The sequence below is a fragment of the Cellulophaga sp. 3_MG-2023 genome (assembly GCF_030546975.1).
Taxonomy (GTDB): Bacteria; Bacteroidota; Bacteroidia; order Flavobacteriales; family Flavobacteriaceae; genus Cellulophaga.
Genome location: NZ_JAUOPS010000004.1, coordinates 164,116 through 178,108, shown reverse-complemented (window position 1 = coordinate 178,108; position 13,993 = coordinate 164,116). Strand labels below are relative to the sequence as shown.

General features: G+C 31.4%; 17 protein-coding genes and 1 tRNA gene. 11 read left to right on the top strand and 7 right to left on the bottom strand.

Annotation, left to right across the window (positions count from 1 at the left end):
- Positions 1-125 precede the first annotated feature (125 nt).
- From Q4487_RS12080 to Q4487_RS12055, 6 genes are read left to right on the top strand one after another with little or no spacing between them, the layout of a single operon-like run.
- Positions 126-845, top strand: coding sequence for a DUF547 domain-containing protein (locus tag Q4487_RS12080; protein WP_303543059.1), 720 nt, complete (start codon positions 126-128; stop codon positions 843-845).
- A 38-nt stretch (positions 846-883) separates the two neighbouring features.
- On the top strand, positions 884-1,762 hold the full coding sequence (locus tag Q4487_RS12075; protein WP_303543061.1) for a hypothetical protein: 879 nt from the start codon (positions 884-886) through the stop codon (positions 1,760-1,762).
- A 47-nt stretch (positions 1,763-1,809) separates the two neighbouring features.
- Positions 1,810-2,811 (top strand): glycoside hydrolase TIM-barrel-like domain-containing protein, encoded by a 1,002-nt coding sequence (locus Q4487_RS12070; protein ID WP_100894884.1) that lies wholly within the window; start codon positions 1,810-1,812, stop codon positions 2,809-2,811.
- Entirely contained in the window at positions 2,798-3,532 is a 735-nt protein-coding gene (locus tag Q4487_RS12065) for a hypothetical protein (RefSeq protein WP_303543063.1), read from the top strand. The genes Q4487_RS12070 and Q4487_RS12065 overlap by 14 nt, the downstream gene beginning before the upstream one ends.
- A gap of 3 nt (positions 3,533-3,535) precedes the next feature.
- Positions 3,536-4,798, top strand: a complete 1,263-nt coding sequence (locus tag Q4487_RS12060; protein WP_303543065.1) for a POTRA domain-containing protein — start codon at positions 3,536-3,538, stop codon at positions 4,796-4,798.
- Between the two features lie 24 nt (positions 4,799-4,822).
- Positions 4,823-5,839, top strand: coding sequence for an N-acetylmuramoyl-L-alanine amidase (locus Q4487_RS12055; protein WP_100894887.1), 1,017 nt, complete (start codon positions 4,823-4,825; stop codon positions 5,837-5,839).
- Here the strand turns inward: Q4487_RS12055 and Q4487_RS12050 are convergent.
- The 7 genes from Q4487_RS12050 to Q4487_RS12020 all read right to left on the bottom strand — a co-directional run bounded on the left by Q4487_RS12050 (position 5,836) and on the right by Q4487_RS12020 (position 9,657).
- Positions 5,836-6,534, bottom strand: a complete 699-nt coding sequence (locus tag Q4487_RS12050; RefSeq protein ID WP_303543068.1) for a TIGR04283 family arsenosugar biosynthesis glycosyltransferase — start codon at positions 6,532-6,534, stop codon at positions 5,836-5,838. The two genes, Q4487_RS12055 and Q4487_RS12050, sit on opposite strands and share 4 nt — an antisense overlap.
- Positions 6,521-7,267, bottom strand: a complete 747-nt coding sequence (locus Q4487_RS12045) for a DUF547 domain-containing protein (RefSeq protein ID WP_303543070.1) — start codon at positions 7,265-7,267, stop codon at positions 6,521-6,523. Before Q4487_RS12045 ends, Q4487_RS12050 begins: the two co-directional genes overlap by 14 nt.
- A gap of 45 nt (positions 7,268-7,312) precedes the next feature.
- A complete protein-coding gene (locus Q4487_RS12040) occupies positions 7,313-8,128 on the bottom strand; it encodes a purine-nucleoside phosphorylase (protein WP_100894890.1) in 816 nt (271 codons plus the stop codon).
- Position 8,129: 1 nt separating this feature from the next.
- Positions 8,130-8,777, bottom strand: coding sequence for a TIGR04282 family arsenosugar biosynthesis glycosyltransferase (locus Q4487_RS12035; RefSeq protein ID WP_303543072.1), 648 nt, complete (start codon positions 8,775-8,777; stop codon positions 8,130-8,132).
- Complete coding sequence (locus tag Q4487_RS12030; RefSeq protein WP_303543074.1) at positions 8,758-9,255, bottom strand: rhodanese-like domain-containing protein; 498 nt, start codon at positions 9,253-9,255, stop codon at positions 8,758-8,760. Before Q4487_RS12030 ends, Q4487_RS12035 begins: the two co-directional genes overlap by 20 nt.
- A 121-nt stretch (positions 9,256-9,376) precedes the next feature.
- Positions 9,377-9,535 carry a GIY-YIG nuclease family protein gene (locus Q4487_RS12025; protein ID WP_303543076.1) on the bottom strand — a complete coding sequence of 53 codons (159 nt, stop codon included), beginning with the start codon at positions 9,533-9,535 and terminating at the stop codon, positions 9,377-9,379.
- Between the two features lie 49 nt (positions 9,536-9,584).
- Positions 9,585-9,657 (bottom strand) — tRNA-Phe (locus Q4487_RS12020).
- A gap of 98 nt (positions 9,658-9,755) precedes the next feature.
- Here Q4487_RS12020 and Q4487_RS12015 point away from each other — a divergent pair.
- Genes Q4487_RS12015 through Q4487_RS11995 form a run of 5 tightly spaced genes read left to right on the top strand, consistent with a single transcriptional unit; the run spans position 9,756 to position 13,993 of the window.
- The gene (locus Q4487_RS12015) at positions 9,756-10,484 is read left to right on the top strand and encodes a type III pantothenate kinase (RefSeq protein WP_100894893.1); all 729 of its coding nucleotides are present in this window, start codon (positions 9,756-9,758) and stop codon (positions 10,482-10,484) included.
- Complete coding sequence (locus tag Q4487_RS12010; RefSeq protein WP_303543079.1) at positions 10,485-11,762, top strand: hypothetical protein; 1,278 nt, start codon at positions 10,485-10,487, stop codon at positions 11,760-11,762.
- Positions 11,763-11,800: 38 nt separating this feature from the next.
- Positions 11,801-13,189: a hypothetical protein gene (locus Q4487_RS12005; protein WP_303543081.1), complete on the top strand. Its 1,389-nt coding sequence runs from the start codon at positions 11,801-11,803 to the stop codon at positions 13,187-13,189.
- Positions 13,190-13,244: 55 nt separating this feature from the next.
- On the top strand, positions 13,245-13,796 hold the full coding sequence (lptC, locus tag Q4487_RS12000; RefSeq protein ID WP_303543083.1) for an LPS export ABC transporter periplasmic protein LptC: 552 nt from the start codon (positions 13,245-13,247) through the stop codon (positions 13,794-13,796).
- Positions 13,793-13,993 carry a hypothetical protein gene (locus Q4487_RS11995; RefSeq protein ID WP_100894897.1) on the top strand — a complete coding sequence of 67 codons (201 nt, stop codon included), beginning with the start codon at positions 13,793-13,795 and terminating at the stop codon, positions 13,991-13,993. The genes lptC and Q4487_RS11995 overlap by 4 nt, the downstream gene beginning before the upstream one ends.

Sequence of the window (13,993 nt, the reverse complement as noted above, 5' to 3'; positions counted from 1 at the left end):
TTGATTTCGTTTTGTTATCAAAATGTGATACTTAACAAGTTTCTTTGCTTCAAATAAAATTAAGATGTTGTTGTATGTTTTAATAAAAAGCAGCGACACACTTATTAAATAATACCAAAAGTAATATGAAAAATACTATTAAAATATCGGTCTTACTTATTCTATTTAGTATGGCAACTGGTTTTTCTCAAGATACAAACAACTTTTTTACTAAAGCTAATGCTTTTTTTAATACCAATGTTATGAATGGTAAAGTAGCTTATAAAAGTATTAAAGAGTCGCCTAAAGAGTTAAACAACCTTGTAGAGCAAATGAAAACTATAAAAGTAGCTAAGAGTGATGTTGCTACCTATCAGGCTTTTTGGATTAATGCTTACAATATTAGTGTTATAAAAAATGTAGTAGAAAATTACCCGTTAAAATCTCCTTTAGATAAAACAGGTTTTTTTGATAAAATAAAACATACTGTAGCAGGCAAAGAGCTTACTTTAAATGATATGGAGCATAAAATGCTACGTGCAGTTTTTCCTAAAGAGCCGCGTTTTCATTTTGTACTGGTTTGTGCAGGTTTAGGTTGTCCTCCAATTATTAACAAAGCCTATATGCCAAGTATAATAGAGGATCAATTGCAAATGCAAACAGAAATAGCCATTAACAATCCTAGCTTTATTATGGTGAATAAAAATAAGGTGAAGCTTTCTCAAATTTTTGAGTGGTATAAAGGAGATTTTACACAAGACGGTACATCTTTAATAGACTTTGTAAATCTTTACAGAAAAGACAAAATTGATGCTAAAGCAAAAGTGTCTTTTTATGCATATGACTGGACACTAAATAAGCAATAAAAATAAATAAGTAAAACAACAATCAACAATAAAAGAATATGAAACAATTAAAAACAATAGCCTTACTGTTAGGTTTACTAACTACGTTTGCAGGATACTCCCAAGAAGATGAAGACGATGCTCAAAAAAGTAATATACAGCAGTATACACCATCTAAATTAATAGGAAAAGGACAGTTTGATATTAAATGGTTTAATAATATCTACACAGAAACAGAAAGTACATTTACAGACGGTAAGCAGCCAAGACAAACATTTTTCACCTCTACATTAGAAGGTTATACAGGCGTAGGACAAAACAATAGATGGAATATAGGTGTGATATTAAAAATACGCTCTAATACCATTAATGGCTCTGAAACTTTAGATGCTTTAAAATTTAAGAGTGAAGACGGTATCTCTAGAGCTGGTTTAACATCTTTTGCGCCATCTGTAAAATTTGTGCCTTTTGAATCTGTGGGTAATTTTTCTATACAGAGTTCTTTATATGTTCCTTTGGTAGATAATGAAACAGAGAACGATGTTTTTTTAGATCAAAACGGATTCATATGGCAAAACAGGTTTTTTTATGATTATACTTTTCCTGGAGATAAGTGGCAATTATTTACAGAGTTAAACACAGAGCTTAATTTTGGAGACAAAGAAAAGAGCTTTGCTAACAATAGTTTAGGGTTAACTCCTGGTGTTTTTCTAAGTTATTTTCCGGCAAATAAATTTACGGTTTTGGCTTTAGCGCAACACTCACAACGTATAGATTTAGGAAATAATTTTAGTCAGAACTACACAGCTTTAGGTGGTGGAGCAAAATACCAATTAACAAATGCACTTAACTTAGAGTTGTTGTATACCAATTTTGTTGGAGGTGATAATACAGGACTGGGTGAAACATTTAACTTAGGACTAAGAGCAATTTTTTAGGCACTAACATTAAATACCTTAATTTAGGAGGTTTAAAATTATAGTTTGTGAAAAAATTAGGCCTCCTTATATTGTTTTGTTTGCAATTCTCATGCAATAGCCAAGTAGAAAAAAAGATAAACGGAATAAGCTTTGTCTCTTCAAGAGATAAAGTTACTCAGAAAAATATAGCTCCTATTTTGGCTATAAATGCAAATGCAGCATCTGTTATGCCATTTGGTTTTATAAGAGATGTTAATGAGCCCGATTTAATTTATAACTCGGACAGGCAATGGTTTGGAGAACGAAGAGATGGTATAAAGCATTATGTAGATATTTTACATAAAAATAAGATGAGTATAATGCTAAAGCCTCAAATTTGGATTAGAGATGGCAAGTTTACGGGCACATTAGAAATGAAAACAGAGGAGCATTGGCAGAAGTTTGAAAAAAAGTACTCAGATTTTATCTTAACATACGCGGCATTAGCAGAAGAAGTTAATGTAGATATTTTTTGTATTGGTACCGAGCTTGAAAAATTTGTACTGCATAGACCAGATTTTTGGAACAAATTAATAACAGATGTCAAAAAAGTATATAAAGGTAAGTTAACCTATGCGGCCAATTGGGATGAGTATCCTAGAGTTCCTTTTTGGAAAAGTATAGATTACGTTGGTGTAGATGCATATTTTCCTTTGTCTAAAGAGCAACACCCAACTGTAGATCAATTAAAAGCAGGATGGCAACCACATAAAAAGGCATTAAAACAAATGTCTAACACTTTAAATAAACCAATTTTATTTACTGAATATGGTTACAGAAGTATGGACTTTACAGGAGAAAAACCTTGGTTGGTAGACCGTAACCAGACCAAAGTAAATTTAGAAGCACAATCTAATGCTACTAAAGCTATTTTAGAGATGTTTTGGACAGAGGATTGGTTTGCTGGAGGCTATGTTTGGAAATGGTTTATAGACCACGACAAGGTTGGTGGTGAAGATGATAATAGGTTTACACCGCAAAATAAACCAGCGGAATTGGTTTTAAAACAATATTATGGATTTAAGTAAATTAAAATATTTTCTTCTTTTTTTAATTTTGATAACGTACGGTTGTTCAGAAGATGGATTAACTAGTTTATCTTCATTAAAATTTGCTTTAGACGGTGAGACTGTGGTTAAAGACAATGTTATTGCTTGTGCAGCTAGTGGAGACAAACAAGGAGAAGTAAATGTGTTTTTTTACCCAAGAGAAGGAGCTACCAATTTTAGGTATTTTGAAACAGAAAATATAGCTGCAGATAAAAATAATTTTGAAGCATATACAGAGTTAGCTCCTGAAATATTTAATGTTTTTAACGGAAAAATAAAGCGTTTCTTAATTAACTCTTCAGAAGAAAAATGGGTTATTGTGTCTTTTAAAGAAGATGGTAAAACACATATATGCAACCCAATACGCTTAAAACATATTACTAAGCCTACAGAAAAAATTAATACAGTATCTGTTGATAAAACAGAACCTACAATGCCAATTTTTTCTTGGAAAGAAGGCTTGTATACAGATTCTGTTATTTATTTTCAGGTAGTAACAGATAATCAAAATAACTTTTTGTCGGGCACATATACTAATGACAAAATGTTTCAGTATTACAAACTAGACAATGTAGTGCTTAACATTACAACTAAAGAACCACCAACTTTAAATAAAACACAAACCTACGGTTTTACTTTAATGGCAGTTAGCCAAGATAATTGGGTTAACTTATTAACAGAAACCGACTTTTCTCCTTAAATTATGAAAAAACTAATTTATTTATTTTGTTTCCTTTTTTGTGGAATTATAGTTTCTCAAGAACTAAAAATTGCTGATGTTAGTTTTGTTGGAGCTAAAAAAACCAAAGTATCATTCTTAAAAAATATAGTGCCAATAACTCCAGGTGCTGTTACAGATTCTACTGCTATTTTAGAGGCTGTTAATCAGCTTAAAAAATTACCTTCAATAGCAAATGCTACTTTTCAATTGGTTAACAATACTGTAGATAAAACGTATAATTTGGTTTTTACAGTAGAAGAAAATTTTACCATAATACCATTTGCAAATTTGTATACTTCTTCTAATGATGATTTTGCTTTTAGGATAGGTATACAGGAGTTTAATTTTACGGGGCGTAATATTACTATAGGTGGTTTTTATCAGAAAGATATATTTAACTCTTATGGTTTGCTTTTTAGAGCTCCCTATTTGTTTAGTGCAAAAGCGGGTTTGGCTGTAAGCTATAACAATTTAAAAACACAAGAGCCTATTTTTTTTGATAACAGCACCGCAGATTACAAGTACCATAATGAAGCTGTGGAAATCTTGGGCTTGTATCAATTTAGTCAAAGACATAGCTTAGATTTGGGTGTGAATTTTTTTACTGAAAAATACAACTACATACGTGGAGCAACTAATGTAAACGTACCACAAGCATTAGATGTAAATAAATTTTCATATAAGGCAATTTATAAATACAGTAATATACAATATCATTATCAATATTTAGACGGATTTAAAAGTACTTTAAATACTCAATATGTGCATAGCTCTACAAAAGAACTAGATAATTTTGTAGTTGCTTTTAACGACTTTGTTTACTACAAAAGAGTAGGTGAACGTGGTAATTGGGCTAATAGGTTACGAGTAGGTTTAGCTACTAATGATGAAACACCTTTTGCTCCGTTTTCTGTAGATAATAATATAAATATAAGAGGCGTTGGTAATATAATAGATAGAGGTACGGGATCTATTGTTTTAAATACTGAATACAGATATACTCTGGCAGATAAAAATTGGTTTGTGTTACAAGGAAATACATTTGTAGATGCTGGTACTTGGCGTAATCCAGGCGGGCAATTGGATGATTTTATAGATTCAGATAATTTAAGAGTATATCCAGGTGTTGGTTTACGTTTTATTCATAAAAAGATTTTCAACGCAATTTTTAGGATAGATTATGGGTATGGTGTAACAAAAAATGCATCAAAAGGCTTAGTTTTTGGAATTGGGCAGTATTTTTGATAATATTTGTGTAAAAGTCCACTAATGATATTGAAAAAATATGCAATTTTAAGTATAATGCTAGTAATAGCAGTTACTCAGCTCTATTCTCAAGATAAAGAAAAAACGGTTGTAGCTCAAAAAGGAGAGGGTATTTACACCTTACTTCGTAAGTTTGATATGAGTCCGTCTAAATATTATTCAGATTTTATTGCTTTAAACGAAAAAAACTTAAGAAACGGCAAACATTTATACGAAGGTAGAACTTATATTATACCAGATAGACTTATAAAAGTTGACGGAGAAGAAAAATTACCAGCAATAGTAAATGGGTATCCTATTTTTGGAAGAAAGCACGCTACAGTGCAACAAAAAAGTACAAAACTTAAAGGTGCTGTTTACTATTTAATTTCTGGTCACGGTGGGCCAGACCCTGGAGCCGTAACTAAATATGGTAAAAAACTAATTTCTGAAGATGAGTATGCTTATGATATTACATTGCGTTTGGGTAGAGAGTTAATTTCACACGGAGCCTTAGTGTATATTATTATAAGAGATGAAAATGATGGAATTAGAGATGATAAAATTTTACCCTTAGATTATGATGAGGTTTGCTATCCTAATAAAACTATTCCGTTAAACCAGGTACAGCGTTTAAAGCAGCGCGTAGATGCTGTAAATGATTTGTATTTAAAAAATAAAGGTAAATACCAAAGGTTAATAGTTACACATATAGATAGTAGAAGTGTTGGGCAAAATATAGATGTTTTCTTTTACCATCATGAAAAAAGTAGTAATGGTAAACGCTTAGCAGAAAGCATTCACAAAACATTTGATTCTAAATACAGAGAATACCAGCCAAACAGAGATTATACAGGTACATTTTTAGATAGAAGTGGTTTGTATTTAGTTAAAAATACCATACCTGCTATGGCGTATATAGAGATAGGGAATATTAAGAATAAAAAAGATCAAAAAAGAATATTGGTTGCAGAAAACAGACAAGCACTTGCAAAGTGGATTAGTGAAGGTGTTTTGCTAGATCATTCTAGAAACAACTAGTTAGCTATATTTTTTTTGTAGTAATTATGTAATTCCTGCGGAGTTTTGCCTAAAATTTTTTTAAGGTGAATAACACCAAAATGGTATTGTAATTTTACCATTCCTTTTTCTTGGTATTTACGAGCAGATGTAGTTACCTTATCTTGTATTACGCTAAAATTTGTGGCTTTATATAGTCGTTCTATAAACTCGCCATCTTCATAAATTATGTACTCTTCGTTAAAGCCATCAAGTTTAAAGAATAAATCTTTGGTAATAAATAAAGATTGATCACCGCCTCTACATACTTTGTGATTAATACGAGTAAACCACGCAAAAAATTTCAGAAAAATACTTTTACTATCAAATTGCATTCTAAAGCTACCAGCAGCATTTTGGTCTGTTATGGCTTTTAATATTTTACAGTCAAATTGATAAGGAGGAATTGTGTCTGCGTGTAAAAAATAGAGAATATCACCATTGGCTACTTTTGCACCTGCATTCATTTGCTTGGCGCGTCCTTTTTCTGAAGAAATAACAGTTACATTTAAAGTAGTAGCAACAGTGGTAGTATTATCTGTACTACCACCATCTACAACTATTATTTCATCTATTTGTTTAAAGGTGCTACGTGTGTTAATCTCTTTAATTAGTTTGGCAATAGATGCCTCTTCATTAAAAACGGGTATTATAATGCTTAGCTTATTTTGCTTCATTTAAGCTCCAATTATAATCAATATATTTAACCTTGGCGTTATCTTTTACTTGTGTAGAGGAGTATTTGTTTATAAAGCCAATTAAAGTTGTGTTCTCTGTAAAATCGCTCTTAAACCATTTAAAAATTTCAGACAATTCTACTTTATTCGTGTTAATGATGTTTCGTTTTTTATCAGCAATAAAATCTAAAGCAGCAGTTTCTAATTGTGCGTCCATAGTATCTGCTAAAAAGGCTTTATTAACTAGTTTAGGACAAGAGTAAGATGCGCAATTTATAGCAAAATGTATGCGAGGTTCGTTCATTTTGCGCAAAACCTTGTGTTCTACATAGCCCAAAGAATACATTTTGTCGCCAATGGCAACAACATCTTTATCCCAAGGAGATTTAATGTCTTTAATGCTTTTAGTAGGGTAGTTGTCTATAATTAATTTTACTGTCCCAGCATTGTAAAGGTTTATATAATAAGCTAATTTTTGGTTTTTAGACCAATTTTTAGCAGGAGCATTTTTTTGCAATAGTGTTAGGTAAGCTTCTAGTTCTTTTTTATCATTTACAAAAGCCTTATAATTAACATCGCCATTAGAGTTTACATTTTTTTGTAATAATGTATTCCATTTTTGGTGACTAGGTACCTCGCTAAAATTTTCTTCTATAATTTTAGGTGTAGACCCAAAATAAAAGAACCCTATTATTGATAAAAATGCAGCTACCGCAGATATTTTATAAACCATTTTCAAAATGTATTTTTATAGTTTGTCCTTTTTAAGCTTTAAAACTTACAGAGTTTTAATTAGCTCTTTAAAAAGTTTAATCATTTTTGGTTCTGTTTCTCCTGCTATTTTAATTATTTCTTTAATGTCTGCAGTTGCTAAATTATCTGGGTCACACTCATCTGTTAGTACAGAAACGGCAATTATAGGTAATTTTAAATGGTTTGCTACAATTACTTCTGGTACGGTACTCATACCTACGGCATCTGCTCCAATAATTTTTAACATTCTATATTCTGCCTTTGTCTCTAGTTGAGGTCCAAGTACAGCAGCATAAACACCAGAGTGTAATGTAATACCTTCTTTTTTAGCAATGTTTTTTAAGGTATTAGTCATTTCTGTATCGTAAGGGTTACCCATGTCTACAAAACGTTCTCCAAACTGTGAAACTCCTTTAAAAGCAAGTGGAGAGCCTCCTAAAAGATTAATGTGATCTTCTAGCAACATCATATCGCCCTTTTTAAAATCTAGATTTATTGCACCAGCAGCATTAGATATAAAAAGCTTTTTAATTCCAAGTTTATGCATAACGCGTATTGGGTAGGTAACGTCTTGCAAGTCGTACCCTTCATACATATGAAAACGTCCTTGCATAACAACAACAGTTTTACCTTGTAATGTGCCGTAAATAAGTTTACCAGAATGAAACTCTACTGTTGCTAATGGGAAAAAAGGAATATGGTTATAATGAGCCTCAATAGGATTTTCTATTTCGTTAGCTAAGTTGCCTAAGCCGGTACCTAAAACTATTCCAATTTCTGGGGCATTAAATCCTTTGTTTTGTAAATACGCTACAGAATCTTCAATCTCTTGTTTAATCATTTTATATATTTTTTAAAAAAGGTTTAAAAGCATCAATGTCTTTTATATCTTCATAGTAATCAACATCGTTTTTAGCTTCTAATAAAATTGTTTTTTCGTCTTTTAAATTATTTAATGTGTCTTTTAAAACAGTGTCAGTACCCCATTTTTTGTTTTCAAAAATAGCTGAATTAAGTTTTTTCATTCCTAATAAATAGTAGCCGCCATCTGTTGCAGGACCAATAACAAAGTTATTTTTATTTAACTGCTTAAAAGCATTTTCTAGATCTGCTTTTGTAATATCATACATATCACTACCAATAATTATTATGTTTTGGTAACCATCTGCAAACCCCTGCTTAAAAGCATTTTCCATACGTATACCAAGATCGTCGCCATTTTGTAATTTTTTATTATAAATGCTGGCGTCCCAGATGTCGTTTTCTCTTATGGCAACAGAATAATGAACCTGCTTGTCTATATTTTTTAAGTTTTGCGTAACAGAAACTGTATGGTCTAATAAAAATTTATAAATATCCAATGCAGTTTTATCTCCCGTTTTTGCAGCTAAACGAGTTTTGCATTTTCCTAATTCTGGGTTACGGGTAAAAATTAACAGTAAGTTTTTATTCAATTTTTTCAAAATATAATTAATAAATTTTCTCGGCATTGGTCACTAATTTAGACCAATACTTACTGTGTGTATGTATTTTGTTTGTCTCTAGGCTGTCTTTAGAGTAAACAGGATTGTTTTTGTTTTTCCATTCAAAAATACCTCCGTAAAGATTTTTAATGTTAGTGTAGCCAGCTGCAGCTAGTTTTTCTCCAACATCTTCAGATCTTATACCAATAGAGCAATAAACTACTATTTCTGTGTCTTTATTTTTTATTGTTGATGTTACTTTTTCAATATTAAAAAAATCATAACCAACACAAATAGCATCTTTAATGTGGCTAACGTTGTATTCTTTCTCTTCTCTGGTGTCTAGTAAAACATACTCTTTTTTGGTTAAAAGGGAATCTAATGTAATGTATGGTATACTTTCTTTATTATGCTTTTTAAGTAGTTTTTTTATAGTTGGTTGTGCAGTACTTAAAAGCGGAACCAGCAGAAAAAGGTAAAAAAGTAATGTAAGTTTTTTAATCACAAGTATGCATATTTTAGGTAAAGATAAGATTTTGTGTTTTGTTATAAAACCAATAAAATTAAAATAACGTTCAGGGTTAATAAACTTAAATTAAAGATAACTTTTTCAATCAATATTTTTTTCAGAATACAATTTTCCAATCTTTAGCGCTTTTAGTAAAGCTATGTTTGTAATGCTGTTCTTGGTGCAGAATTAACCTATTTTTAAGGTTGTAAGTTTTTCCAATATAAAATCTATCAATAGATTTACTGTAAAGAAAATAGATAAAGTGTTGTTGCATAGGGTATAAAAAAGAAAAAACCCGAACATTTCTGATCGGGTTTTTAAAGTGGTGCCTCCAGGAATCGAACCAGGGACACATGGATTTTCAGTCCATTGCTCTACCAACTGAGCTAAGGCACCATGCCGTTAAGCGGGTGCAAATATAAGAGCTATTTTCGTATATCCAAACAAAAAATAAAAAAAGATTTTATTTTTTTAAATTTTATAATATTTGTAAAATGAATTTAATTGTAGATGCAGGTAATACCTCAGTAAAACTGGCGGTTTATAAAGGAAAGGAACAAGTTTATTTTGATTCAATAAAACTAAATAGTTTTTTAGACCAGGTACAAAAGACATTTTTAGCATTTCCGGATATTAAAGATGCCATTGTATCATCTGTAGGAGCATTGGGAGAAGAACAAATAACCAAACTTGCGGTGTATTGCAATGTGCACACATTAAGCGCATCAACCAAAATACCTTTTAAAAACTTGTACGGCACACCAAAAACGTTAGGTGTAGACCGTATAGCATTGGCTACAGCGGCATTTTATCAATATACAGGAAAAAATACATTGGTTATAGATGCGGGTAGTTGTGTTACATATGATTTTATAAATGAAAAAGGAGAATATCTTGGTGGTGCAATTTCTCCGGGAATAGCAATGCGGTTTAAAGCAATGCATAACCAAACAGCTAATTTGCCATTATTAGATAAAGAAGGTGAAATACAGTTAATTGGTGATTCTACAATATCTAGCATGAAAAGTGGCGTAATTCACGGAATTTGTTTAGAAATTGATGGTGTTATTAAAGAATATAAGGTTAGATTTGCAGATTTAACAGTTATTTTAACAGGCGGCGACGCTCATTTTTTGTCAAAACGATTAAAAAATACCATATTTGCGCATTCCAATTTTCTCCTAGACGGACTTAATTATTTGCTGGAATACAACAAAGACTAAATGATAAGAAAAATAATTATTGCAATAGTATGCTGTATGGCAGGTACTATTTATGCTCAAAACGGCACAGTTTCTCCTTATTCTTACTTTGGAATAGGTGATTTAAGATCTATAGGATCAGTAGAAAATCAAATGATGGGTGGTATAAGTATGTATGCAGATAGTATACACGTGAACCTAAATAACCCAGCAGCTTACGGTTTACTAGGAAGAACAACTTACACGGCATCTTTATCTAGAAAAGAATTAAGTCTAAAAAGTACAGGTGGTTCTCAAAACTCTTCTGTAACAAATTTAGATTATTTAGCTATTGGTTTTCCAATTGTTTTAGGTAAACTAGGACTTGGTTTTGGTATAAAACCATTTACTTCTGCAGGTTATGAGGTTGAAAATACATTTAGCACCGCAGATAATGGAGAAATTACAAATGTATATTCTGGTGAAGGCGGTGTAAATTCTGTTTTCTTTTCTTTAGGGGGTAAAATTATTGAAGATTTAAGTGTTGGTATTACAGCAAACTATTACTTTGGTGTTGTAGAAAGCAGAAGAGTGCAAGATGTAGAAGATGTACAATACGGTACTTTTGATTTTAGAGAATCTAAAGTTAATGGTGCTAACTTTAAAATATCTGCAAACTATACTCCAATGCTTACAGATAAAATTAGAATGAATACTTATTTTGGTGTAGAAACACAAAATAACTTATCATCAGATAACACAAAAACTATTGGGTCTTTTTCTTCTAGTACAGGACAAGAGATAGAAACTATAGATGTAGATTTAGACAACGTTGGTTTAGCAAGTAGAGGAGTAACAATACCAACAACAACTACAGTTGGTTTGGGTTTTGGTCAAGACAGAAAATGGTTTTTTGGAGCAGAATACGGAGCTCAGAAGTTTGAAGATTATACAGCTCCATTTTTTGCAGTTGATAATTTAGAATATGAAGATGCATCTAGAATTGCATTTGGAGGTTTTTATACACCAGACTACACATCTTTTACAAATTACTTTAAGAGAGTAACTTACAGGGCAGGAGCTAAGTTTGTTAACTCTGGTATGGTTGTTAATAATGAAGACATAAAAGACTTTGGCATAACTTTTGGATTAGGTTTACCAATGAACGCACCAAACGATCCTTTTTCTAACATAAATATTGGATTTGAAATTGGAAAAAGAGGAACAACAAGTGCAGACCTAATTCAGGAAAACTATTTTAAAGTTAACCTTGGAATATCTCTAAATGCCAAGTGGTTTGGTAAGAGAACAATAAATTAAAAAGAGTTTATAACCATTAATAATAAAAACCAATTAAGATGAAAAAGAAACTTTACTTTATAGCGATTGCTTTTATAAGCGTTATGGGTGTAAGCTATGCTCAGGAAACAGCTGCTGCTACAGTTGATAAGTCAGAATGTAAAAATAACTTTCAATTATATGCGCAGGATGCAAAAGTTAAAAATTATGATGCTGCATACGGGCCTTGGAAAAAGGTTTATGATGCATGCCCAGATCATCATCAAGCAAACTTTCAGTACGGAGAGCGTATTTTAAAGCATAAAATAAAAAATGCCTCTGGAGCAGAAAAAACTGAGTTTATAAATATGTTATTAGGGTTGTATGACAATTATATTAAATACTATCCTACAAAAACATCTAAGGCAGAAGTTATAATAGACAAGCAGTTATTAAAGTATGATAACAAAATGTCTACTGATGAAGAGGATTATGCTGAATTAGGTAAGGCTTTTACGGAAGACAGAGCTAACTTTAAAAGTGTAAAAGCATTATACTTATATTTTTCTAGCCTTGTAAACTTGCATAAAGCTGGTAAAGAGGAGTTACAAACTGTTTTTGATGTATATGATGATGTAACAGAAAAGATTGAAGAAGATAACAAAGCTTTAACTGCTAAAATTAGTACATTATTGGCTAAAGAAGATGCTGGTACAATTACTAAAAAAGAAGCTAATAACTTAAGAGTTTACAGTGCAAACTCTGGTAATTACGGTAAAGTATCTGGTAGTATAGACTCTAAATTAGGGGATTTAGCTAACTGTGAAAACTTAATACCATTATACGAGAAAAACTTTGAGGCTAAGCAAAATGACCTTAAGTGGGTAAAAAGAGCGGTAGGAAGAATGTACTCTAAAGATTGTTTAGATTCTCCAATGTTTAAAAAATTATTTGAAAAGCAATTGGCAATGGAGCCATCTGCAAGTGCTTACTTATACTCAGCTTCTTTAAAATTAAAGTCAGGAGATAACAAGGGTGCTTTAGCAGATTTTACAAAAGCTAGTGAGTTAGAAACGGATTCTTATAAAAAAGCAGATATTTTATATAAAATTGCTGCTAGATATAGCAGAATTAGTAAGTCTACATCTTACAAATATGCTAACAAGTCATTACAAGCAAACCCATCAAATGGTAAAGCTTATTTACTTATGGCTAGCTTAGTGTCTAGTAGTGCAAACTCTTGTGGATCTACTAAGTTTGAGAAATTAGCTGTAAATTGGAAAGCTGCAGAATTAGCTAGAAAAGCGGGTAGAGTAGATCCTTCTTTAGGTTCTGCTGCAAAATCAGCTGCTAGTAGATATGTACAGAGAGCGCCAACAAAAACAGATATTTTCTCTAACAACATGCAGGGCAAAACAGTTAGCTTTAAGTGTTGGGTTGGTGGTAGTGTAAAGGTGCCTAACCTATAAGATGATCACAATAAATACATATAAATTTTTAAAGAGCATTGCCATAATTTGTTTTATGGCAATGCTTTTTTCGTGTAAAGATAATTACAAGCGTGTTGGTGTAGAGGCAACTAAATTAGTCTACCCGCAAGGGATTGCCAATGATTTGGTGTTTACTTATACAGAAACTAAAGATCCTGTAAAAAATGAAAAAGAAGTAACTACTAGGGTTATGGCAGTGTTAACAGCTCCAGTTAGGGAAGATTTTAATAACCTTACATTTCCAAAAGAGGTTTTTCCAAAGGGGTTGCAAGTGGAGTTTTTTGATGATAAAAACCAGAAAAGCACAATAACTGCAGATTACGGTATTAGTTATTCTTCTACAAAATTAATAAGTTTACGAGGTAATGTTGTAATACATACACATGACGGTAAGCAATTTAAAACACCACAGTTGTTTTATGATCAGGTTAATAAATGGATTTTTACTCAGGAAAAATTTGAGTTTATAAACCCTGAAGATGAATCTGTAATGTATGGCGAAGGGTTTGATTCTGATAAAGATTTAAAACAAGTAAATGCACACAAAACAACAGGCTTAAAAACAATAAAAGACGAGGAGATATGATGAAAATTTTAAAGTATACAGAGGTTTTATATTTGGTAGTGGCTATACTAGCATCTGTAAAAATGTATACACTTTGGAGAGCAGGGCAAGACTTTTATTTATTTGCTTTTTTTGCTGTAATTTCTATTGGTATGTTCTTTTTTAGAAGACATTATCGTAAAAAGTTTGAAAGTAGAAAACAAGATAATAACTCATAA

Excerpts from the sequence above, each read along its gene's own strand:
- Q4487_RS12080 (WP_303543059.1), top strand. The coding sequence starts at position 126 with ATGAAAAATACTATTAAAATATCGGTCTTACTTATTCTATTTAGTATG.
- Q4487_RS12075 (WP_303543061.1), top strand. The coding sequence starts at position 884 with ATGAAACAATTAAAAACAATAGCCTTACTGTTAGGTTTACTAACTACG.
- Q4487_RS12065 (WP_303543063.1), top strand. The coding sequence starts at position 2,798 with ATGGATTTAAGTAAATTAAAATATTTTCTTCTTTTTTTAATTTTGATA.
- Q4487_RS12060 (WP_303543065.1), top strand. The coding sequence starts at position 3,536 with ATGAAAAAACTAATTTATTTATTTTGTTTCCTTTTTTGTGGAATTATA.
- Q4487_RS12055 (WP_100894887.1), top strand. The coding sequence starts at position 4,823 with ATGATATTGAAAAAATATGCAATTTTAAGTATAATGCTAGTAATAGCA.
- Q4487_RS12050 (WP_303543068.1), bottom strand. The coding sequence starts at position 6,534 with ATGAAGCAAAATAAGCTAAGCATTATAATACCCGTTTTTAATGAAGAG.
- Q4487_RS12045 (WP_303543070.1), bottom strand. The coding sequence starts at position 7,267 with ATGGTTTATAAAATATCTGCGGTAGCTGCATTTTTATCAATAATAGGG.
- Q4487_RS12040 (WP_100894890.1), bottom strand. The coding sequence starts at position 8,128 with ATGATTAAACAAGAGATTGAAGATTCTGTAGCGTATTTACAAAACAAA.
- Q4487_RS12035 (WP_303543072.1), bottom strand. The coding sequence starts at position 8,777 with ATGCCGAGAAAATTTATTAATTATATTTTGAAAAAATTGAATAAAAAC.
- Q4487_RS12025 (WP_303543076.1), bottom strand. The coding sequence starts at position 9,535 with ATGCAACAACACTTTATCTATTTTCTTTACAGTAAATCTATTGATAGA.
- Q4487_RS12015 (WP_100894893.1), top strand. The coding sequence starts at position 9,756 with ATGAATTTAATTGTAGATGCAGGTAATACCTCAGTAAAACTGGCGGTT.
- Q4487_RS12010 (WP_303543079.1), top strand. The coding sequence starts at position 10,485 with ATGATAAGAAAAATAATTATTGCAATAGTATGCTGTATGGCAGGTACT.
- Q4487_RS12005 (WP_303543081.1), top strand. The coding sequence starts at position 11,801 with ATGAAAAAGAAACTTTACTTTATAGCGATTGCTTTTATAAGCGTTATG.
- lptC (WP_303543083.1), top strand. The coding sequence starts at position 13,245 with ATGGCAATGCTTTTTTCGTGTAAAGATAATTACAAGCGTGTTGGTGTA.
- Q4487_RS11995 (WP_100894897.1), top strand. The coding sequence starts at position 13,793 with ATGATGAAAATTTTAAAGTATACAGAGGTTTTATATTTGGTAGTGGCT.